This is a genomic window from Flavobacterium ustbae (assembly GCF_003946915.1).
GTDB classification, from domain to species: Bacteria; Bacteroidota; Bacteroidia; order Flavobacteriales; family Flavobacteriaceae; genus Flavobacterium; species Flavobacterium ustbae.
In genome coordinates, this window is record NZ_RPOC01000003.1 from 66,185 (window position 1) to 88,368 (window position 22,184).

Here is a 22,184-nt window from a genome sequence, read left to right on the forward strand (position 1 = left end):
TTTGAAAATAAAATTACCAGACTATTAAACAACCAAATTATGAGTTTTATACCAGAAGAATATCAGATTAAAGAGCTGAAAAATCAAGATACTTATCTTGTGAATGGAGAATTGAAACAATGGACAGGGCAAACCACACCTGTGTTTTCTACAATTTCTTCAACAGAAAAATATACGCCGACTTTATTAGGATCTATTCCTTTTATGGCAGAAAAAGAAGCGGCCGAAGTTGTTGAGGCTGCAACTGCTGCCTACGATATGGGACAGGGTTTATGGCCAACAATGAAAGTTGCTGACCGTATTAAAAGCATGGAAAATTTTGTGCGCCAGATGAAAGAAACCCGTGAAGAAGTGGTAAAATACTTAATGTGGGAAATTGGAAAATCATTAGGAGATTCGCAAAAAGAATTTGACAGAACGGTAGAATATATTTATGATACTATTGCTAGTTATAAAGAATTAAACGGACGCAGTTCGCATTTTGAAAAAGTGCAGGGAGTAAACGCCATGATTCGCCGCGGACCTCTTGGTGTTGTTTTATGTCTTGGACCATACAATTATCCTCTAAATGAAACTTTTTCATTGCTGATTCCAGCTTTGATTATGGGAAATACCGTAATCTTAAAACCTGCTAAACACGGCGTTTTGTGTATTTCGCCATTATTAGAAGCTTTCAGAAGCAGTTTCCCAAAAGGGGTAATTAACATTGTTTACGGTAGAGGGCGAGAAGTCGCTTCTCCGATTATGAAATCGGGTAAAATTGATGTTTTAGCATTAATCGGAAACAGTAAATCGGCGATTGCTTTACAAGATCAGCATCCGAACAAAAACAGATTACGATTGATTTTAGGTTTAGAGGCTAAAAATCCAGCGATTATTCTTCCAGATGCCGATTTAGATTTGGCTATTCAAGAATGTATTACAGGAAGTTTGTCTTTTAACGGGCAGCGTTGTACGGCTTTAAAAGTGTTGTACGTGCACGAATCTATTAGAGATGAATTTAACAAACGTTTTGCTGAAAAAGTGGATAGTTTGGCTTTTGGAAATCCGTGGGAAAAAGGAGTTTCTTTAACGCCACTTCCAGAAACAGATAAGCCAAAATATATTCAAGGTTTAATTGATGATGCAACTTCTAAAGGAGCAAAAATTATCAATGAAAAAGGAGGAAAACATACAGAGAATTATATTTTCCCTGCTGTTTTATATCCAGTAAACAAAGAAATGCGCGTATATCATGAAGAGCAGTTTGGACCAGTTGTTCCTATACTTTCTTTCAGCGATATCAAAGAGCCGCTTCATGACATGGCAGAATCTAATTACGGACAGCAAGTAAGTTTGTTTGGAAAAGACATTAAAACATTGGCGCCGCTTATTGATTCGCTCGTAAATTTAGTTTGCCGAGTAAACCTCAACAGTTCTTGCCAGAGAGGCCCAGATGCTTTCCCGTTTACCGGAAGAAAAGATTCTGCTGTAGGAACTTTGAGTATTCCAGATGCTTTGCGTTCCTTCTCAATACGTACATTTGTCGCTTCAAAAGATATCGATTATAATAATGAGATTCTGCAAGAATTGCTAAATAGCAAGGAATCGAATTTTATTAATACTGATTATATTTTGTAGTCATAAAGGTTATATATTAATTATAGATGCCGTCTGTTGCTTTTTGGTGACAGACGGTTTTTTTTTGAGGTTCTGAGGGACTAAGGTTTTTTTACAATTCATAATTCATAATTTATACTTTACAATTAATAATTAACTTTGTAACATTCAAAAAAAAATCTCCACTAATAGTTATCTAAAAAATAATTTAAAACACCTAAGTATTATTTATGAAAAAGAAATTTTTGCAATTTGCATTAATAGCATTTGTTCTTTTTGCCCAAAATATTTTTGCCCAAGAACTTTATATGCCTAGAAACATAAAAAAAGCCTATGAAAAAGGAACCCGTTCTAAAGACGGAAAACCTGGCACGAACTACTGGCAGAACCGAGGAAAATACAACATGGAAATTTCTGTTGATCCTAAAACCAGATTGGTTTCAGGTACAGAAAGTATTATCTACGAAAACAATAGCAAAGACACTCTGAAAAATTTAGTTATTCGTTTTGTAAATAATCTTCATAAACCTTCTTCTCCTAGAGGCGGTGAAGTAAGCAAAGATTTTTTAAGTGATGGATTAACGATTACTTCATTAAAAATAGAAAACGAAGTGTATAAAGAAGACGCTAAAAATTGGGGTACTGTTGGAAACGTGAAATTGCAAAAACCGATTTTGCCACATTCCAAAACAATTATAAATATTCAATGGAATTATCCTTTGTCTAAAGAAAGCGGTCGAGAAGGGCAGATTGACGAAACTACATTCTTTGTAGCATATAGTTATCCTCGCATTTCTGTTTACGACGATTATAATGGTTGGGACAGATTACCCCACACAGACCGTCAGGAGTTTTACAACGATTTTAATGATTATGTTTTTTCTGTAAAAGCGCCAAAAAATTATGTGGTGTATGCAACTGGAGATTTGTTAAATCCAGACGAGGTTTTACAGCCTGAATTTGCTTCACGCTTAAAGAAATCGTACACAACAGACGAAATTCTGCATATTGCAAACGAACAAGAAATGAAAAGCGGTATCGTAACCAAACAATACGACTGGAATGTTTGGAAATTTGAAGCTAAAAATATTACAGATGTGACTTTTGGTTTAAGCGACCATTATTTATGGGATGCCAGCAGTGTTGTGGTTGATAAAAAAACAAATCGCCGTGCGAGTGTTCAGGCGGCTTATGATATTAAGGGAACCGATTTTGTAAATTCAGTAAAAAACAATCAGTATGCTTTAGACTGGTTTTCTAACAATTGGCCTGGAGTTCCGTATCCGTTTTCTAAAATGACGGCTTTTCAAGGTTTTGCCGATATGGAATATCCGATGATGTGTAACGATTCGCAGATGGGAGATGCTAAATTCGCTCAATTGGTTCAGGACCACGAAGTAGCACATACTTATTTTCCTTTTTATATGGGAATCAATGAAACGCGTTACGCTTTTATGGATGAAGGTTGGGCCACAACTTTTGAATATTTAATTGGAATTGCCGAACATGGTAAAGAAGCTGCAGATAAATTTTATAAAGCATTTAGAGTAAAAAATTATATTAGCGATAGATCTGCAGAACAAGATCAGCCTATTATAACAATGTCTACACAAGTTTCTGGTGCAGGTTATGGCAATAATTCTTATGGCAAAGCTTCTCTTTCTTATTTGGCTCTAAAAGATTTGCTTGGAGAAGATGTATTTAAAAAAGCACTGCACGATTATATGGATATTTGGAACGGAAAACATCCAATTCCTTGGGATTATTTTAATGCATTTAATACCTCAACAGGTAAAAATTTGAATTGGTTTTTTAATAATTGGTTCTTTACTAATAATTACTTAGATATTGCTATAAAAGGCTTTTCTCCTGACAAGAAAGTGATAACAGTAGAAAATGTTGGAGGCTTTGCAATTCCTTTTGATGTTGTGATTACTTATGCTGATAAATCGACAGCAACGGTTCATCAAACTCCAGCTATTTGGGAGAAAAATCAAAAAACGGCTAAAGTATTTTTGAAAAGCTCAAAAAAAATAGAAAAAATTGAGTTAGTTAACGGAATTTTTATGGATGCAACACCAGAAAACAATACTCTTCTTGTTAAATAGTTGCATTAACTTCAATAAATGTCTAAAACCGACACTTTTTTATAGAGAAGTGTCGGTTTTTTATTTATAATAATTATAAATATTCAAGAATACGGAAAACCGTAAGAAAGATTGTGGAAAATAATTTATGTTTGCAAAAACAAAAAAAAACCTACAAGAATTTAATGAAAAAGACAATTGTCCTGATTGTTCTGCTAACTACTTTTCCGTTTTTTGGCCAGAATGATCAAAAAGCCGCGTTTCAAAAAAACAAATATGAATTGGCTATTTCTTATTATAAAAAAGCCGATTATGCTAAAGCGATAGATTTGTTTTCTTTAGCAGCAAAAATTAAACCTGAAAATGAAATTGGACTAGAAGCTGTTAAGAAAGTAGATACTTTGCGTAAGCTTCTAAGAGAAGAAATCTTAAGCCATGCTCTTGGAACTTGGAAAAAAACGGGAAGCCAGCCAGTTTGGTCTGCAGTTTCAGAAAATAATACTAATCAATCTGATTTTGACGAAATCGTCGAAATTAAAGAAAATGAGATACTGTTTTATGAAGTTGATAAGAACACAAAAGTGAAGAAACTTATAAAAACAGAAAAATTAGTCTATAATGACAAAGACAGTGCCGTATCTGTTTTTTCTGAAATTATACTTTCTGACGGAACAGTTTGGAATTGTAGTATTGACGAACAATCAAATGTACTTCATGTTATTAAAGTAGCCATTAAAACAGAAGAAGGTATAGAAAAGATCAAAACTAATAACGAAGAAAGTTATTATGTTAAGATCTAAATAAGACATAGAAAGGGAATCAATAGATTCCCTTTTTTTATGATTTATATTTTATAAAAATTTAAATCCTAGTGATAGGTTTGTTACTCCAGTTTTTATTTCCCCCACAGAAGCATCTATATCAGTAAGTCCGGCAAGATATCTAACATCAAAGGTAAGTCTCCAAACATCAACTCCAACTCCTCCAAGCACGCTGTGATTGTTTTTTTCGAATAGTATATTATTTAAATTGTTATTGGAATTTGTATCAGAGTAATTTTTCCAATTGTAGCCAACAAAAAGTCTGACGTTTCCAGCTTTTCCAAGCGGAATCAGTTTGTAACCTGCTATGAGCGTAGCATCTGTGCCTGCCAATTTAAATTCGGTTTCGCCAATACCATCTTGGTAGACGCTAAAATTGTTTTTGGCGTATCCAAATTCACCTTGAGCATAAAAAAGCAGTAAATTTACTCGAGCGAATGCTGCAAATCCAATTCCTGTATTAGTGTGATCGGAACTGAAATTTTTTGCATCTACAGAGGTAATATTGGTCGAAATTTGTGGACCGATTTGTAGTAATTGCGCAAAGCCATTGGCACAAATAAATAAAAAAGATACTAAAATAAGTTTTTTCATAACGGAATTAGTATTTGAATTTGGCGATATAAAAATAATCATAATAGATTAAAATGAATGATTTATCTGATTTGTTTTTTTTATAAAGCTTTGATAGTTAATTGAGTTTAGATTTTTGATTTTACTTTTTAGCGCACTCAAAAAGAATTATTTTTGGAGCTGTTTAATTATATTGAAATGGAAATTAAAATGATAAATGCCTCTGATACTTGGCAAATCAGACACGAAATAATGTGGCCAGACCAGCCATTTGAATTTGTACAGCTTGAAGAAGATAATGCAGGATTTCATTTTGGAGTTTTTGATGAAGAGAAATTGGTTTCGATAGTTTCCTGCTTTATTGACGGAAAAGAAATGCAGTTTAGAAAATTAGCTACTTTAGAAGAATATCAGGGAAGAGGAATTGCTTCTTCTCTTTTAAAGCATATTCTGAAGTTTGCAAAAGATAAAAATGTACAAAAAGTATGGTGTAATGCGAGAAGCAATAAAAAGTCTTTTTACGAAAAAATTGGACTTCTAGATACTCAAAAAACATTTACAAAAGCAGGTCAGGAGTTTACAATAATGGAGATAAATCTATGAGTTGAAATTATTTTACAACTTTAAGTTTTTGAATAACATGATTTTATATTTAAAATGTAAGTTTTTTATTCGTATTTCAATCTATCCCAATGTTGAAAACGTTTTAGCTTTTGGTAATTGTTAAAGCTTGTTAAAAAATCTTTTTTTCTTTCAATTCTTTTATTACTTTCGCACCGAAATGAGAAAGTTAATTGTATTTTTAGTATTCATGAATATGCTTCTGCTTGGCGGAGGCCAATATTTGAATGCAAATACTTTTGGCACTCACACTCATCATCATCACCTTCAAAAACATAGAGTTAAATTTACGAATCAGGATCGTGGAACTTCAATAATTGAAGATGCAGATATTGATCTTGAAGAAGATTGTCTATGCGGAGATGATATTAATATCCTTACGAACAAGTTCTTAACAGCTTCGTATAGTTTGGTAGACGCTATGTATCTGGCACTTTCAGATCAGTCTGCAGCGAATGATTCTAATCGTTTAAAAATTTCTACGCCTAAATTTGGGCATTCAAATCCTATCTATATTACTCAACGAGTATTAAGAATTTGATTTTACAATATACATCGGTTACCTGAGTTTTGATCTCTGCGTATCTTGCTGTTGTATATTTTCTACTTCTGCTTATATGAAAGTAAAGGTCTGGACTAGGCTGACTGATGCATTTTAACATCCAAAAGGAATTTTCATTCCAAAAAGCATTCAATCGCTTAATTTCCAAACTAAATCATGAAAAAAATCATTGTGTTCACAGGCTTAATGGCCTTGGTGTGCTTAACGAGCTGTACATCTAAAAAGGAAGAAAAAGAAGAAGTTGAAAAATTTACCGTTACTAATCCGGTTGTAATTGATACTTCGTTTACAAAAGAATATGTTTCTCAAATAAAATCGGTTCGAAATATTGAACTGCGCGCCCAAGAAAAGGGTTTTCTACAAAATATATATGTTGATGAAGGACAGTTTGTAAAAGCGGGCCAGCTGTTGTTTAAAATTATGCCCAATATGTATCAGGCAGAATTATTAAAAGCGCAAGCAGAACAAAAATCGGCAGAAATCGAATTGCAAAATGCAAAATTATTGGCAGATAAAAATATCGTTTCTAAAAACGAATTGAGCGTTGCTCAGGCAAAATTACAATCAGCAAAAGCTGAGGTTGCACTGGCAAAACTTCATTTATCATTTACCGAAATCAGAGCTCCGTTTGACGGAACGATCGATCGAATTCCTTTAAAATTAGGAAGTTTAATTGACGAAGGCGAATTGCTGACAAGTCTTTCAGACAACAGTCAGATGTTTGCTTATTTCAATGTTTCTGAACCAGAATATCTTCAGTATCAAACGAATGTTAAAGATCGAGCTGACAGCAAAGTGGCTTTAGTTTTGGCTAACGGAGATACTTTTAAAGACAAAGGAAATGTTGAAGTTATCGAAAGTGAATTCAACAACGAAACTGGAAATATCTCTTTCAGAGCAAGATTTCCCAATTCTAATAAATTGCTTAGGAATGGCGAAACAGGACAAGTTCAAATGAATGTTCCGCTTAAAAATGCTGTTGTAATTCCGCAGAAAGCGACTTACGAAATTCAAGACAAGAAATATGTTTTTGTAGTAGGCAAAAACGATAAAGTGAGTTCAAGAGAAATCACAATTACAGGCGAAATTCCCGATTTATATGTAATCAAAAAAGGTCTTACACAAAATGACAAAATCTTGCTTGAAGGTGTTCAGAAAGTAAAAGAAAACGACAAAATTAAATTCGATTACGAATCTCCAAAAGAAGTTATGAATCACTTACGCCTAAAAGCAGAGTAGGTTGTTTTTTTGGGTTTCAAGTTTTAGGTTTCAAGTTCAGTGCGAAACCTGAAACTTGAAACCTGAAACAACTAAAAATTCCAATTTGGTTAATCATTAAAAAATATACAAATGTTTAATAAATTTATACAAAGACCTGTTCTGTCGATAGTAATATCGCTGATTATTGTCTTTTTAGGGGTTTTGTCGGTTTTAAATTTACCGATTACACAATTCCCTACCATTTCTCCTCCAATGGTGAATGTTACCGCAGATTATCCAGGATCTAATGGAGAACTGATGGTTAAAGCGGTTGTTATTCCTTTAGAAAGAGCCTTAAATGGAGTTCCTGGAATGAAATATATGGCTTCTGATGCCGGAAACGATGGTGAAGCTACGATAAAAGTAGTTTTTAATTTAGGAACAGATCCCAATCAAGCGGCGATTAACGTTCAGAACCGTGTGGCTTCTGTAACCAATAAATTGCCTCCTTTGGTAATTCGTGAAGGTATCAAAATTACCCGCGAAGTACCGAGTATGTTGATGTACGTGAACCTTTACAGTACAGATCCAAATACCGATATGAAGTTTCTTTATAACTATGCTGATATCAATGTATTGTCTGAGTTAAAAAGGGTAAATGGTATTGGTTCTGGAGATATTTTAGGAACACGTGAATATGCAATGCGTATTTGGCTAAAACCAGATCGAATGTTAGCCTATAAGATTTCTGCTGATGAAATAATGGAAGCATTATCGAGTCAGAGTTTGGAGGCTTCGCCAGGTAAAACGGGAGAAAGTTCTGGTAAACGTTCTCAGGCATTCGAATACGTATTGAAATATTCTGGTCGTTTTACAACGAAAGAACAATATGAGAATATTGTCGTTAAGGCCAACCCAAATGGAGAGCTTTTGAGATTGAAAGATGTTGCTAAAGTTGAATTTGGAAGTTCGATGTACGATATCTATTCGAACCTCAACGGAAAACCATCAGCTGCAATCGTATTAAAACAATCTTTTGGAAGTAATGCCAATCAGGTTATTGAGGAAGTTAAAGCAAAACTGGAAAAAATTAAGCAAAGATTTCCAAAAGGGATGGATTATGAAATTTCGTATGACGTTTCTAAATTTCTTGATGCTTCTATCGAAAAAGTAATCCATACTTTGGTTGAAGCCTTTATCTTGGTAGGTTTAGTGGTATTTCTCTTCTTAGGAGATTGGCGTTCGACAGTGATTCCGGCAATTGCGGTACCCGTTTCTTTGGTAGGAACATTTGTATTTATGACATTCTTCGATATCTCATTAAACTTAATTACATTATTTGCATTAGTATTGGCCATTGGAGTTGTTGTCGATGATGCGATTGTGGTTATCGAGGCCGTCCATGCCAAAATGGAAGAAGAACATCTGTCGCCATTTAAAGCAACTAAGAAAGCAATGCATGAAATCGCGGGGGCTATTATTGCAATTACCTTTCTTATGGCGGCAGTATTTATTCCCGTTGCCTTTATGTCTGGTCCAGTTGGAGTATTTTACAGACAGTTTTCTGTAACAATGGCAACAGCAATTATACTTTCGGGTATTGTGGCATTGACTTTAACGCCGGCTCTTTGTGCAATGATGCTAAAAAACAATCATGGCAAACCTAAAAAGAAAACGCCTGCCAATAGATTTATTGATGCTTTTAACGAAAAATTCAATTTGGCTCAAGGCAAATACCAAAATCTGTTGGCTAAAATTGTTGACAGAAGAGTGATAACTATTATAGCACTTCTTGGTTTCTGTGCTGGAACTTGGTTTATAAGCAGTACAGTTCCTTCAGGATTTATTCCGAATGAGGATCAGGGAATGTTTTATGCGGTTATTCAAACGCCACCAGGTTCCTCATTAGAAAGAACAAATAATATTGCCGAAAGAGTTCAGAAAATAGCTGAAGATATTGACGGAGTAAAATCGGTTTCTTCATTAGCAGGGTACGAGATTTTGTCTGAAGGTACTGGAGCAAACTCAGGAACGTGTTTGGTTAATCTTAAAGACTGGAGCGACAGAAAAGAATCTGTTTTGGAGATTATGCACGAAATGGAAGAAAAATGCAAAGATATTGCGGGGGCAAATATCGAATTTTTCCAACCGCCTGCTGTACCTGGATATGGTGCTGCAGGAGGATTTGAACTTCGTCTGTTAGATAAAACAGGTTCTGTAGATTACAAAAAAATGGAACAGGTAAACAATGATTTTGTGGCTGAGTTGAACAAACAGCCAGAATTGTCTAACGTGTTTAGTTTCTACAGTTCTAGTTTTCCTCAATATATGATGAAAGTAGACAATGATTTGGCGCAACAAAAAGGGGTTTCTATCGAAAACGCCATGAATACTTTGTCTACACTTGTAGGTAGTAACTACGAAATCAGTTTTATCAAATTTGGTATTAATTATAAAGTAATTGTTCAGGCTTCTCCAGAATATCGCGCGCAGCCAGATGATATTTTAAAACTGTATGTAAAAAATAACCGTGATGAAATGGTGCCTTATTCTGCTTTTATGAAATTAGAAAAAGTGTACGGTCTTTCAGAAATCACGCGTCACAATATGTATACCTCAACGCAAATTAGTGGTTCGCCTGCTGCCGGATATAGTTCCGGAACAGCGATTAAAGTGATTCAGGAAGTGGCTGCCAAAAAACTACCAAGAGGTTATGATATTGACTGGGCAGGTATTTCTGCCGATGAGGTAGCGCAAGGAAATCAAGCTATTTGGGTATTCTTGATCTGTTTAGGATTTGTTTACTTGGTATTAGCGGCGCAGTACGAAAGTTTTATTCTTCCGTTGTCTGTAATTCTTTCTTTACCGGCAGGTATTTTTGGAGCTTTCCTTTTATTAAAATTAACGGGATTAGAAAACAATATTTATGCTCAAGTTGCCATGGTAATGCTGATCGGATTATTGGGTAAAAATGCCGTGTTGATTGTAGAGTTTGCTATACAAAGACATGCAGCTGGAAGATCAGTTTTAGATGCCGCTATGGAAGGAGCAAAAGCGCGTTTCCGTCCAATCTTAATGACTTCTTTTGCATTTATTGCCGGATTATTACCACTTGCTTTTGCCACTGGTCCAGGTAAAATTGGAAACAGAACCATTGGTACTGCAGCAGCAGGAGGTATGCTTATTGGAACCATTTGCGGCGTATTTGTAATTCCGGGCTTGTATTTCATATTTGCTAAAATTGCTGAAAAACACAAATTGGTCAAATATGAAGAAGAAAATCCATTAACAGAAGAAATTGACAACAATCATGTATAAAATCAAATTATATCAATTCAGTATTGCATTGGGTTTATGTCTTGCCGTAGCAGGATGTAAAACCCCTGCAGCTGAAATAGCAACGGCTAGTGCTCCAGTTCCAGAGGCATTTGGAGCGGTAAAATCAGGAGATACTTCCAATACTTCCTCTTTAAAATGGAAAGAATTTTTTAAAGATCAGAATTTGGTAGAGCTTATTGATGTTGCTTTAAAAAACAATCAGGAACTGAATATGACTTTGCAGGAAATTGAAATTGCAAAGAATGATATTCGAGTTAGAAAAGGCGCTCTACTGCCATCGGTTGGAGTTCGTGCAGGAGCAGGTGTAGAGAAAGTAGGACGCTACACAAGCCAAGGTGCGGGTGATGCCACAACCGAAATCAAACCGGGTATTGAAACTCCTGATCCTTTAGGTGACTTTACAATTGCGGCTTACGCGAATTGGGAAGTCGATATCTGGAAAAAACTGCGTAATTCTAAAAAAGCAGCCGTAAATAGATACTTGGCAACGATAGAAGGAAAAAACTTTGTTGTAACAAATCTTATTGCTGAAATAGCCGATTCTTATTATGAGTTATTGGCTTTAGACAGTCAGTTGGATATTGTAAAACAGACGATTGCTTTACAAAGTAATGCTTTAGAAATTGTAAAAATTCAAAAACAAGCAGCTAGAGCAACAGAATTAGGCGTTCAGAAATTTCAGGCTGAGGTTTTAACATCAAAAAGTTTAGAGTTTGATATTCTTCAGAGAATTAAAGAAAACGAAAACAAAATCAATTTTTTGTTAGGACGTTATCCTCAGGATATTAAAAGAGACAAAACCAATTTTACAGATTTGCTTCCGGCTGTTGTAAATTCAGGAATTCCTTCTCAGTTATTACTAAATCGTCCAGATGTAAAACAAGCCGAATTAGAATTGGTAGCAGCAAAATTAGATGTAAAAGTAGCTCGTGCAGAATTTTATCCTTCTTTGGATATTTCTGCAGCTTTTGGAGTTCAAGCTTTCAAACCATCTTATTTATTTACTTTTCCAGAATCTTTATTGTATTCTTTAGCAGGAGATCTTGCAGCGCCACTTATCAATAGAAATGCGATAAAGGCCGAATTTTCAAGCGCCAATGCAAGACAGCTTCAGGCCTTATACAATTATGACAAAACAATTTTAAATGCTTATTTAGAAGTTTCAACACAGCTTTCTAAAATTGAAAATCTGCAAAAGGGTTACGATTTAAAATCGCAGCAGGTTGAGGCTTTAAACAAATCTATTGATGTTTCAAACGATTTGTTTAAATCGGCAAGAGTAGATTATTTTGAAGTTTTGATGACACAACGAGATGCATTAGAGGCAAAACTAGAATTAGTAGATACTAAAAAAGAACAATTAAATGCTGCAGTTCATGTTTACAGAGACTTGGGCGGCGGATGGAGATAATTTTGCCAATTGATTTGTAGACAAAAGCCTTTTGAGAGTAAAATCTTGGAAGGCTTTTTTATTATTTAGGGATACCTATTTTGGCTTTAAAACCATTATCAAGTTCTGTATCAAATTCTATAGTTCCTTTCACGGTTTGAATGCGGTGTTCCATGTTTTGAAGACCATTTTTTGAGATCTTCGTTTTATCGCATCCTACGCCGTTATCCGTATAGTTTATCAGAATTGATTTTGGGTCACTTTCAAATCGTATTACAACAAGATCTGCTTTACTATGTTTTTTCATGTTCACCATTAATTCCTGTAAAACTCGACCAATGGTGATTTTTTTAATATCATCAATATCTTCCCAATTGACACTTTCCAAATTTGTGGCAATAATATTTCTATCAGTAGTATTATAAGCAGAAAGCATTTCTTTTATGCTCTTGGTAAAATCTTTGCCCGTATCAATCTTATTGTTCTCTTTTGAAATACCTCTAACACGGTTATAAATATCATCTAATTTCTGAAGAAGATTTTCTTTCGTATTTTCTTTAGACAGCGATTGAGATTCGGCAAAAGCAATTACTTGAAATACATCATTTGCCAATTCATCATGAATTTTTTTAGAGATTCGGGTTTCGGTATTGTAGGAAGCTTTAAATTCTACCGCTTTGTTTTTATTTCTAAAGTAACGTATTAAAATCGCTATTAGAATAACCAAAAAGACAAAAACAATAGCAAATACGATTCTCAAATATTTAGCTCTCTGAAGCGATAACTGATTTTCTGCTTTTTCTAAACGAAGTTTTTCATTTTCGTCTTTTTCTTTCTGCGAATCGTATTTAATTTTTGCAAACTTGTTTTTAAAGTTATTTCGAACTTTTATAATACTGTCGTTTAAAGAAAAGTAATGCTGTACGTATTGATTCGTTTTAGGAGAATTATCATTTGAAATCAGAATTTGCAACGCTTCTAATCTTTCGTCAACACTATTAAGTCTTGTTGCAATATTGTAAGCTTCAAGTGCGTGTTCATCCGATTTTTTGAGGTCTTTTTTAGAATAATAATCAGCAAGATGAAGATAACTTTCAATGCTTCCGTAGAAATCGCTGATTTCTTTTCTCACTTGTAAAGCCTTGATCATTAACTTAAAACCTTTTTCTTCTGATCCCTTTTTAAAATAAGCATAGCCTAGATTGTCTGTAATTCTTGATTTGGTAAGAATTTGAGCATTATCTTCAAGTAATTTATCGCTCAAAATTGATTCTAAAATAGCAATGGTCTTATCGTATTTTTTTTGAAAGATATAAACTGCAGCAATATTACTAAGCGGACCATACTTAGTAATTTGATCGGGAGAATCTTTTATGGACTCATTATAATAATAAATAGCATCATTATAAAGAGAAAGTTCTTTGTCGGCAATTCCCATAAAATTATTGATTGCACCAGTGTAAACAGTTTTTTTTCTAAAAAATGCAAGAGCTTCTGTTAATGTTTCTTTACTTCCGTAATAATCACCATTAACCTGCTGGATGCATGCAGTTTGGATAAGAATGTATCCAATATTGGCACTGTCTTTTAAAACTTCGAAAAGTTTTTTTGATTTATTATAATTATGAAAAGCAGTATTGAAGTTTTGTTTTTTTTGGTTGTCTATTGCTTTATCACGTAGAGAAACAGCTTCTTTTTCTATCGATTTTGTATCGAAGTTTTCAGCCTTTTTTTCCTTGCAGGAAAAAAGAAAAAAAAACATTAAAAAATAAAAAATCGGGGACCGCAACATAAAATTTACTTTCCCCGAAAATAATAATTAATTAAATACTAAAATATATTTTTTTTGTATTTAAGGTTTTATTGGTGGAGTTGGTGGAGAAGAAGGATTATCTCCAGGACCATCCGGATCTGGATCCGGCTTCATATCAGCAACAACGTTCTCAACTTTCTTTTTAGATTGAGTCTCGTACTCATCAGGAGTACAAGAAAATATAGTGAACAATAGCGCGAAAGCTACGAATAGTAATAGTTTTTTCATTTTGATTTAATTTAGAAATTAGACATAGGTATGGCCGTCCAGATTGTATCCAGAGCTTTTCAAAGCAATACCAATTTGATTTTGGGAAGTAGATTGTGTAGAACTGTAAGACGTAATTTATACTTCCCGAATAAACTCGGTCTTACGGTTTTTCACAATATCAATTAGAACTAGTTTATATTTTTGTTTTAGTCTGCAGACAAAACTTGAACTAATTTCTGATGCAAAGGAAAGACGTTTCTAGGCCACTGTTGACAAGGGATTCCCAGAATTCCCGCGTATTCCTGAGATTCCTAAGAATTCCCGGGAATTCCCAGTAAAACAAATTTGCAAAACCCAGTTTGAATTATTGAAAAGGCTAAACTATCTCTATTATTATAGATGCAATTACTTTGACAAAAGTTGGTTTTGAACTATTAAAAAATATAGAAATAGTATAGAATTAAAATAAAAATTGAAAGTTGGGAAACGAATCGAATTGTTTCAATAGAAAATAATGGCATATAAAGAAAGTTTTGGTGAATAATAAGCACGACGAGTCGAAAGAAATTCCTAAAAAGGAAATCTTTTTGCTGAAGTTTGGAGATTTATTTTCTAATTAGATTTAGAATATAAATCTAAAACAATTAAGATGGAAGATGAAGCGATTGCTCGAGTCTAATTTCTGAAGATAAAATTTGAACAGAAATAAGTTTTGATAGAATTGTTTCGAAATGAAACGAGCTCGCATTCTTGAAAAAAAGATGCGAAAAAGGGAAAAAAGAATGATTTTTTAAGAAAGAATTTTGGCGTTTAAATGATTGTTTTTTCGGCATATATTTACTGTTATTTACACTATAAAGATAAGAAAAAAAATCTGTTAAACCTAATGAAAATCAATAAAATAACAACTTTTTTAATAGAAAAATGACACTTTTTTTGAACTGGTTTTCAACGTATTAGCGACTGATTTAGTACTGCGAAAAACTTGCTTTTCATCTTAGTCCAAATGCAATAAAATTGCCTATATTTATGAATAAAAATACTTATTTAGTTAACCATTTAGTTTAAAAATATCATTTATGAAAAAGATCTTAATACTATTAATTGTTTTATGCACTTTTGGTTGTGAAAAATATGTAGTATCGTTTGAGCAGCCAACAAATATGAAACTGGATAATTTAAAATTGGAAGTTTTTCTTGATAAAGAAAAAATGCAGGATATTAATTTGAAAGCAACAGAAGCATTACCATCTTACGAAACGATAGGATTGTCAGTTTCTGGCGAAGGAAAACACTTGCTTCAGATTAAAACTAAAGATACAACCTTTAATTTTGAGGTAAAATATCCCGAGGAAAGATATATTATGATTACAACTCATTTAAAAAATAATGGCAAAATTCACGTCGGAATCTTAAAACAGAGTTACAAGTATAGAGTGCGTTAAAAGCTTTTTAACCGCAGAGCACGCAAGGACTTTTCGCAAAGTGCGCAAATATATTTTAGCCACAGATTAACCAGATTAGCACAGATTTTTTTTAATCCTTTTAAATCTAATAATCTGTGGCTATAATTTTTTTGGTACAAGCTTTGCGAACTTTGCTTTTGTATACGTAACAGAAGATATTTTAGCCACAGATTAACCAGATTAGCACAGACTTTTTAAATCCTTTTAATCTAGTAATCTGTGGCTATAATTTTTTTTGGTACAAAGCTTTGCGAACTTTGCGTTTAAAAAATAAGACTACGATAAAAAGTCCTTAAACCACAATCCAGAATTTTTTATGGTGCGTTTTTGTGTTTCAAAATCGACATGAATTAAACCGAAACGGGCATTATAACCTTCAGCCCATTCAAAATTATCGGTTAAAGTCCAGACAAAGTAACCGTCAACATTTAAACCGTCTTCTTTGGCTTTTAAAATCTGTTCTAAGTGATCTTGAATATAGTGAGTACGTTTAATATCATGAACTTTTCCGTTTAGTACAGTATCTGGAAAAGCGGCTCCGTTTTCGGTAATAATGATTTTTCGGATTCCGTCATAATCATTAAATTTTTTCAGCACATGGTATAACGCAGGAGGATAAACCTCCCAGCCCATATCTGTTGCAATTACCTTTCTTTTTTCGGCACTTACTAATTCGGCGCCAATGTAAGGTGTAAGCATAGAAGATTTTACTACCTCTCGTGTGTAACATTGCAGGCCTATAAAGTCAAAATCGAAATCGAGATTGTTTAAATCGTCTTCTAAAATGTAGCTATTGAGTTTTTTAAGTACTGGAAGATCTTTCTGCGGATATCCTAATCCTAAAATAGGTTCTATAAAAGTTCTGTTGAGTAAAGTGTCCACACGTTTTGCAGCTTCAACATCTTTTGAACTTTCGGTCGCAGGCTCGATATGCGTGCAAGAAAATGTAGTGCCTATATTGGCATGCGGAATTCGTTCGCGAATTATTTTTGCTCCTCCCGCAGTTGCCAGAGCAACATGATGCATGGCTTTTAAGTAATTAGAAATCCCTTTTTTTCCAGGTGCATGAATGCCTAAAAAATATCCAGCTCCTGTAAACACCGAAGGTTCGTTTATTACCATCCAGTTTTTGACACGATCGCCAAAATGTTGCACACAGACTTCGACATATTCTTTAAACCACGAAACAGATTCTCGGTTTGTCCAGCCTCCTTTTACTTCTAGAGCGTGTGGCAGATCCCAATGGTAAAGCGTTATCCAAGGTTCTATACCAGAAGCCAGCAACGAATCTATAATTTTGTTGTAGTACTCGACTCCTGCTTTATTAACAGGATGAACGCCAGTTGGCATAATTCTCGGCCAGCTGATAGAGAATCTAAAATTCGGGATATTTAATTCCTTAATTAACTTAATATCGTCCTGATAACAATTGTAGAAATCGCAGGCAGTTAAGGCATGATGACCGTTTTTAATTTTTCCTTTTTGAGAAGTAAAAACATCCCAGATAGAAGAACCTTTTCCGTCAGAATCATGCGCGCCTTCAATTTGGAAAGCGGCGGTTGAGACACCCCACAAGAAATCGTCTCCAAATTGGTTTTTATTCAGAAATGAGCTTTCAATTTTATTCATTCAATCGTTTTTTCCTTTATAATTAAGTGGTTATTAATGTAGGAAAGAAGACTGCATAGCTCTTAAAAAAAGCCATTCTTTGAAAGATACTAGAAATTTTAGATTAAATAGTTTCATAACGATTAGTTTTATATCAAATTAAGAAAACTAATGTGAATTTATTGTAAAGTAATAATTATCAAATGATTAAAAATAAAAATGGGAAGATTTTAGTCTTCCCATCCGCAAAGTGTCAAACCCAAATTTTGCGCTTGTTTAAGTGATGTTTTTACTGTTTCGTGACTACAAGAAGATAATCCGCGGCATGTTTCTTTGTAATGGTATTTTTTGGCTCCCGTAGGTCCGCAGATGTAAACAGAAGTTTCGACGGGGTGAAACGAACTGAGAATCAAAAATAAAAAGAGTAAAGTGTATTTCATAATGTGGTATTTAAAAGAGAGTAAAGAGCAAAGAGGATAGAAAAAAGAAAACAAAAACAATAGTAAGCATTATCTAATTATCTAATTGACGAATTATCTAATTATTTAACAACCAACTGATATTCGTTTCCTTTTTTATCAACCGCTTTAAGTTTCCCGTGAGAAACCCATTCGGTATTAATTTCTAGTTCAGGAATACTATCTGTTATTAAAATCCCTGCGCCGTATTTTCCTTCGGTATTAATGTTTCCAAAAACCGAATCGCCTTTTATGTTTATTCCTTTTACATGATAATTGTACTTATAATGCCCCGGATGCCCCGTTCTGTATTCGTATTTATAAGTTGAATTTACATGGTATGTTTTGGCTTCCTCTGGCGTAATGGTTTTACGGTCATCTGCAGTAATGACATTTTTATAAAACGTACTTACTTGCGGTTGCGGAGGCGGTGCGCTGGCTTTTTTGCAGGAAAAGAAAAATAGTAATACAAATAGGAGGGAGTAGTTTTTTAGCATAGGCGATTTAGTTTTGGTTAAAAGCTATAATTTAATATGATTTAGTTGGGATAAATCTAATTAGAATTAAATTTTTTGAAATGAGTACTTATACGGGATTTTTGACATGCTTAATTTCTTCCCTCCCAATATTCAAAATTGAGAGTGAAGATTGCTAACCTTTAACTTGTATGGCATTCATTGCAACAAGTTTTACACCCATTCGATTTTGAATAAGTTTTTTTAGCCTCTGCCACAGCATCTTTACAATTTGAAAATATTCCTAAATATTTTCGATTTAAGAAAGATGGTAAATAAATACAGCTTTCTGTATGAACTTCATGATCACCATTTGGCTGAGCGTTTTGATTTACATAATAAGTTTTCATAATTTAATGTTTTAAGGTTTGAAAATATTTCTAGTAAAAGTAAAACCAATCAAGACCAGTATTTTATGGAAATCCGTAAGTGTTGCAGAGTTTAATCAAGTTTTTAAGAAGGCTTAAACAAAAAAAGAGGACAATAAATCTCCTCTTTTAGACAGATAATTTTTTAGTGAACATTTTGAATTTAGTTTCTACAATCAATCATAATCGTTCCCGCTTGACAAATGTATACACTATTAACTCTCGTGTCGCCTTTATAGTGATCTTCCAGATCATTCTTTAAATCTTCGTATTCTTCTGTGTTTACAATCTTTTGTATTTTTACATTTATCAAGCGACCAATAGGAGAGATAGTATATAATCCATCACTAGTTGTTTTAGAATATTTGTCAGGAGAAAATCCATAACTTTCATATTCTGTTTCTAAAGATTGTACAAAAGAATCCGTTTCTTTATATAATTCATTTTTGGTTGAACAGCCAAATATTGTAGTTGTAATTAAGAATAGTATAATTTTTTTCATAACTTAATTGGATTATAATTTATATTTTAAAAAACTACCATTTTAAATCTACGGTATTAAATTCAAGGATTTGATTTCCCGCTTGATATAGAGGTAATGAAATAAGTGTTTTTTTTGATTGTTTCAGTTTTGATAAAAATTTTGCTTCATTATCGATAAAAATAAAATTACTGCTTCCGTCTCTCGGTTCGCTATAACTAAATTTTATTGGTTTTTCTTCGTCGAAGCGAACAGTGATAAAATTATTATCATAACCTCCACTTATTTGTCCTTTATCTATTTCTAAATATATATTTAAGCGATCTCTTTTCATTAATGTTAATTGGCCATAGTTAAGTCCCTCATATGGGAAATCTAAATCCAAACTTTCGTTAGATAATATCTGAGCAAATTTGACTGATTGTGATGTCATTTTATCAGTTGATTGATGATATTCCCATTTATTAATAGTTGTTGAGGAATCAACAACTATTGCAGCTGTGTCTACTACTGCTGTAAGTTCTGTTTCTGATGCAATAGTTCTTTGGCAGGAACATAATAATATAATACTAAAGAATCCAATGATTTGAATAATAAGGTTTTTCATGATTTTAATTTTTAAATTGTTTAACAAGTCAAAAGTAAACCCAATAAAAACCAGTATTTTACGGAAATCCATAATCTATAAAATTTAGATCTTAGAAATAAAAAAAGCTCCAAGAAGGAGCTTTAGAATGGAGTAAGAGAATTTAAATAATTCCCATATCTTTTGTAATCGAAACCAAATGCACGGTATTATTTGCCTTGAAAAAATCTTTTAGTTTGGCTAACCTTTTTTCCATGGCACTTTTACTATTTGGTTTAATTTCGTTGCTTTTAAAAATTTCTATAATTTCGTCTTGAGAGGTTCCGTCAGACAAATATTTTAGAATTTTAATATCGACATCGTCTATTTCGTAATTGCCTTTTTCCTGAAGTGCAGAAGCAACTTCGGGCGAAATAAATTTTTGATCTGAAGTAGAAATTATCGCAATGGCTTTTTTGAGTTCATCAATACTGTTTCGGCCTTTTAGTACAAAGGCATTAATTTCAGAATCTTCAAAAAGTGATTTTATTCGAGCATTTTTATCTTCAATAGAGTAGGCAATAATTTTAATATCAGGTTGCAGTTCACGAACTTTTTCGATTAGCTCATCACCACTTCCAATTTTCACTTCACGATGGTCTTTTTTAAAAGAAAGATCACTAATCAATAAATCATATGGTTCATTATCTAGAATGGCCTTTCTTATTTTTAGAAAAGCATCGTCACAATATTTGGCGTGCTGAAAATTGACAATGTTGAGGTCGCTCAAAGTTTGTTTTACGGCTAAATTGAATTCTTCAAAATCCTCGGCAATAATTACTTTTTTAAACATGGGCTCTTATTTAGGCATTGTTATTTTTACTTTAAAACCTTTATTAGGTTCAGTGTCAAAAGTAATGGTTCCTTTAACGGCCAAAATACGGATTTCCATATTTTGCAAACCATTTTTTATAATTTTTGATTTTTCGCAGCCTTTGCCCGTATCACTGTAGTCAATAAATAAAGAATTGGAATCTGAATTAAATTTTATTGAGGCTACATTAGCTTCACTGTGTTTTTTCATATTGACCATTAATTCATTCAAAACTCTCTGAATGGCGACTTTTTTTAAATGCTCTACCGAATCCCAGTTGACTTTTTCAACACCATTAATAATAACGTTTGTTTGAGGACTATTGTAAGTTGAAAGCATTTCTTTTAAATTATTCGAATAATTTGGACCAGTATCGATATCACTATTTTCTCTAGAAATTCCACGAACTCGCGAATAAATATCATCTAGTTTTTGTAGCAGATTTTCTTTGCTATTCTCATTGGCTAAAGGCTGAGTTTGCGTGTAAGTGATGGCATGAAAAACATCATTTGCTAATCCGTCGTGAATATCTTTGGCAATTCGGGTTTCGGTATCATATGCTGTTTTTATGTTCTTTATACGATTTCTATTGTCATATTGTTTTTTAAAATAAACCAGTAAAAGCAGAAAGATTACAAAGGCAGCAATAAATATTGCTCTTTCTTTTTCAGCATCTTTTAATGCTACTAAATTTTCTGCTCTTTGTAAACGAAGTTTTTGGTTTTCGTCTTTTTCTTTTTTCGAATCGTATTTTATTTTGGCAAATTTATTTTTGTAGTTGTTTCTGATGCTAATAATACTATCATTAATTGCGATGTATTTTTGACCAAACTGAATTCCAGCATCATTCGAAATCAAAAATGATAATGCTTTCAGGCGCTCATCTACGCTATTTAATTTTGTTGATGTTTGATATGCTTTTTGAGCAAATTCATTGGATTTTTTAATATTTGTTTTCGAATAAAATTCTGCTAAATGCAGATAGCTTTCAATGCTTCCGTAAAAATCATCAGATTTTGTTCTTATTTCCAGACTTTCATTCATCAGTTGAAGTCCTTTTTCGTTTGATCCCTTTTTGAAATAAGCAAAACCTAAGTTGTCGATAACTCTAGCTTTACTTTTTACAAAATTATCTAATGCTTTTGTTTTTAAAATCGACTCTAAAATTTTAATTGCCTCGTCGTAATTCTTTTTTTTAATGTAGATAACGGCTATATTATTTAAAGGTGATTGTTTTGCAACTTGATTATTTGCTTCTTTAATTGCTTCATTATAATAAAAAATAGCATCATCATAAATTGAGAGCTCTTTATCGGCAATTCCGAATAAATTGTTTATTGCAGCTTTATAGTTTTGGTCAATTTTTGCAAAAGGCAATGCTTCAGTTAATGTTTCTTTACTTCCATAATAATCACCATTTATTTGCTGAATATTGGCCATCCGAATTAAATTATAAACAATATTAGAACTGTCTTTAGAACGCTCAAAGGCAATTTTTGATTTATTAAAAAGGTAAAAAGCATTATTATAATTGCTCTTTAAAAATTGCTCAGTGGCTTTTTCTTGTGTTAGTTTTGCTTCATTTTTTGAGTTCTCTGATTTGATTAATTGCGTTGTTTTTTCCTTACAAGAAA

General features: G+C 33.1%; 20 protein-coding genes. 9 read left to right on the plus strand and 11 right to left on the minus strand.

Annotation, left to right across the window (positions count from 1 at the left end; all coding sequences use genetic code 11):
• Window positions 1-39 precede the first annotated feature (39 nt).
• From EG814_RS06060 to EG814_RS06070, 3 genes are all read left to right on the plus strand, one after another.
• A complete protein-coding gene (locus EG814_RS06060) occupies window positions 40-1,620 on the plus strand; it encodes an NADP-dependent glyceraldehyde-3-phosphate dehydrogenase (protein WP_125719943.1) in 1,581 nt (526 codons plus the stop codon).
• A 209-nt stretch (window positions 1,621-1,829) separates the two neighbouring features.
• A complete protein-coding gene (locus EG814_RS06065) occupies window positions 1,830-3,707 on the plus strand; it encodes a M1 family metallopeptidase (RefSeq protein ID WP_125719945.1) in 1,878 nt (625 codons plus the stop codon).
• Between the two features lie 164 nt (window positions 3,708-3,871).
• Entirely contained in the window at window positions 3,872-4,486 is a 615-nt protein-coding gene (locus EG814_RS06070) for a tetratricopeptide repeat protein (RefSeq protein WP_125719947.1), read from the plus strand.
• Window positions 4,487-4,537: 51 nt separating this feature from the next.
• Here the strand turns inward: EG814_RS06070 and EG814_RS06075 are convergent, their stop codons facing one another.
• Window positions 4,538-5,101, minus strand: a complete 564-nt coding sequence (locus EG814_RS06075; RefSeq protein ID WP_125719948.1) for an outer membrane beta-barrel protein — start codon at window positions 5,099-5,101, stop codon at window positions 4,538-4,540.
• Between the two features lie 177 nt (window positions 5,102-5,278).
• Between EG814_RS06075 and EG814_RS06080 the strand changes: the two genes are divergently transcribed.
• The 5 genes from EG814_RS06080 (at window position 5,279) to EG814_RS06100 (ending at window position 12,213) form a co-directional block, all read left to right on the plus strand.
• Window positions 5,279-5,683, plus strand: a complete 405-nt coding sequence (locus tag EG814_RS06080; protein WP_125719950.1) for a GNAT family N-acetyltransferase — start codon at window positions 5,279-5,281, stop codon at window positions 5,681-5,683.
• A gap of 178 nt (window positions 5,684-5,861) precedes the next feature.
• Entirely contained in the window at window positions 5,862-6,242 is a 381-nt protein-coding gene (locus tag EG814_RS06085) for a hypothetical protein (protein ID WP_125719952.1), read from the plus strand.
• Between the two features lie 177 nt (window positions 6,243-6,419).
• The gene (locus tag EG814_RS06090; RefSeq protein ID WP_125719954.1) at window positions 6,420-7,502 is read left to right on the plus strand and encodes an efflux RND transporter periplasmic adaptor subunit; all 1,083 of its coding nucleotides are present in this window, start codon (window positions 6,420-6,422) and stop codon (window positions 7,500-7,502) included.
• 111 nt (window positions 7,503-7,613) lie between these two features.
• The gene (locus EG814_RS06095; protein WP_125719956.1) at window positions 7,614-10,781 is read left to right on the plus strand and encodes an efflux RND transporter permease subunit; all 3,168 of its coding nucleotides are present in this window, start codon (window positions 7,614-7,616) and stop codon (window positions 10,779-10,781) included.
• Entirely contained in the window at window positions 10,774-12,213 is a 1,440-nt protein-coding gene (locus EG814_RS06100; protein ID WP_125719958.1) for a TolC family protein, read from the plus strand. Before EG814_RS06095 ends, EG814_RS06100 begins: the two co-directional genes overlap by 8 nt.
• A 61-nt stretch (window positions 12,214-12,274) precedes the next feature.
• On the opposite strand, the gene EG814_RS06105 is transcribed toward EG814_RS06100, so the two are convergent.
• Both EG814_RS06105 and EG814_RS06110 read right to left on the minus strand, forming a co-directional pair.
• A complete protein-coding gene (locus EG814_RS06105; RefSeq protein ID WP_317133038.1) occupies window positions 12,275-13,954 on the minus strand; it encodes a tetratricopeptide repeat-containing sensor histidine kinase in 1,680 nt (559 codons plus the stop codon).
• 90 nt (window positions 13,955-14,044) lie between these two features.
• The gene (locus EG814_RS06110; RefSeq protein ID WP_125719962.1) at window positions 14,045-14,233 is read right to left on the minus strand and encodes a hypothetical protein; all 189 of its coding nucleotides are present in this window, start codon (window positions 14,231-14,233) and stop codon (window positions 14,045-14,047) included.
• 1,061 nt (window positions 14,234-15,294) lie between these two features.
• Between EG814_RS06110 and EG814_RS06115 the strand changes: the two genes are divergently transcribed.
• Window positions 15,295-15,660 carry a hypothetical protein gene (locus tag EG814_RS06115; protein WP_125719964.1) on the plus strand — a complete coding sequence of 122 codons (366 nt, stop codon included), beginning with the start codon at window positions 15,295-15,297 and terminating at the stop codon, window positions 15,658-15,660.
• Window positions 15,661-15,957: 297 nt separating this feature from the next.
• On the opposite strand, the gene EG814_RS06120 is transcribed toward EG814_RS06115, so the two are convergent.
• The 8 genes from EG814_RS06120 to EG814_RS06155 form a co-directional block, all read right to left on the minus strand.
• Window positions 15,958-17,310, minus strand: a complete 1,353-nt coding sequence (locus EG814_RS06120) for a GH1 family beta-glucosidase (RefSeq protein ID WP_125719966.1) — start codon at window positions 17,308-17,310, stop codon at window positions 15,958-15,960.
• 209 nt (window positions 17,311-17,519) lie between these two features.
• A complete protein-coding gene (locus tag EG814_RS06125; protein WP_125719968.1) occupies window positions 17,520-17,729 on the minus strand; it encodes a hypothetical protein in 210 nt (69 codons plus the stop codon).
• A gap of 101 nt (window positions 17,730-17,830) precedes the next feature.
• Complete coding sequence (locus tag EG814_RS06130; protein WP_125719970.1) at window positions 17,831-18,244, minus strand: hypothetical protein; 414 nt, start codon at window positions 18,242-18,244, stop codon at window positions 17,831-17,833.
• A gap of 161 nt (window positions 18,245-18,405) precedes the next feature.
• A complete protein-coding gene (locus EG814_RS06135; RefSeq protein WP_125719972.1) occupies window positions 18,406-18,612 on the minus strand; it encodes a hypothetical protein in 207 nt (68 codons plus the stop codon).
• 181 nt (window positions 18,613-18,793) lie between these two features.
• The gene (locus EG814_RS06140; protein ID WP_125719974.1) at window positions 18,794-19,132 is read right to left on the minus strand and encodes an ABC transporter; all 339 of its coding nucleotides are present in this window, start codon (window positions 19,130-19,132) and stop codon (window positions 18,794-18,796) included.
• A gap of 34 nt (window positions 19,133-19,166) precedes the next feature.
• Window positions 19,167-19,790: a hypothetical protein gene (locus tag EG814_RS06145; RefSeq protein ID WP_125719976.1), complete on the minus strand. Its 624-nt coding sequence runs from the start codon at window positions 19,788-19,790 to the stop codon at window positions 19,167-19,169.
• A gap of 70 nt (window positions 19,791-19,860) precedes the next feature.
• Window positions 19,861-20,529: a DNA-binding transcriptional response regulator gene (locus EG814_RS06150; RefSeq protein WP_125719978.1), complete on the minus strand. Its 669-nt coding sequence runs from the start codon at window positions 20,527-20,529 to the stop codon at window positions 19,861-19,863.
• Window positions 20,530-20,535: 6 nt separating this feature from the next.
• Window positions 20,536-21,990, minus strand: a complete 1,455-nt coding sequence (locus EG814_RS06155; protein ID WP_317133039.1) for a tetratricopeptide repeat-containing sensor histidine kinase — start codon at window positions 21,988-21,990, stop codon at window positions 20,536-20,538.
• Window positions 21,991-22,184 lie beyond the last annotated feature (194 nt).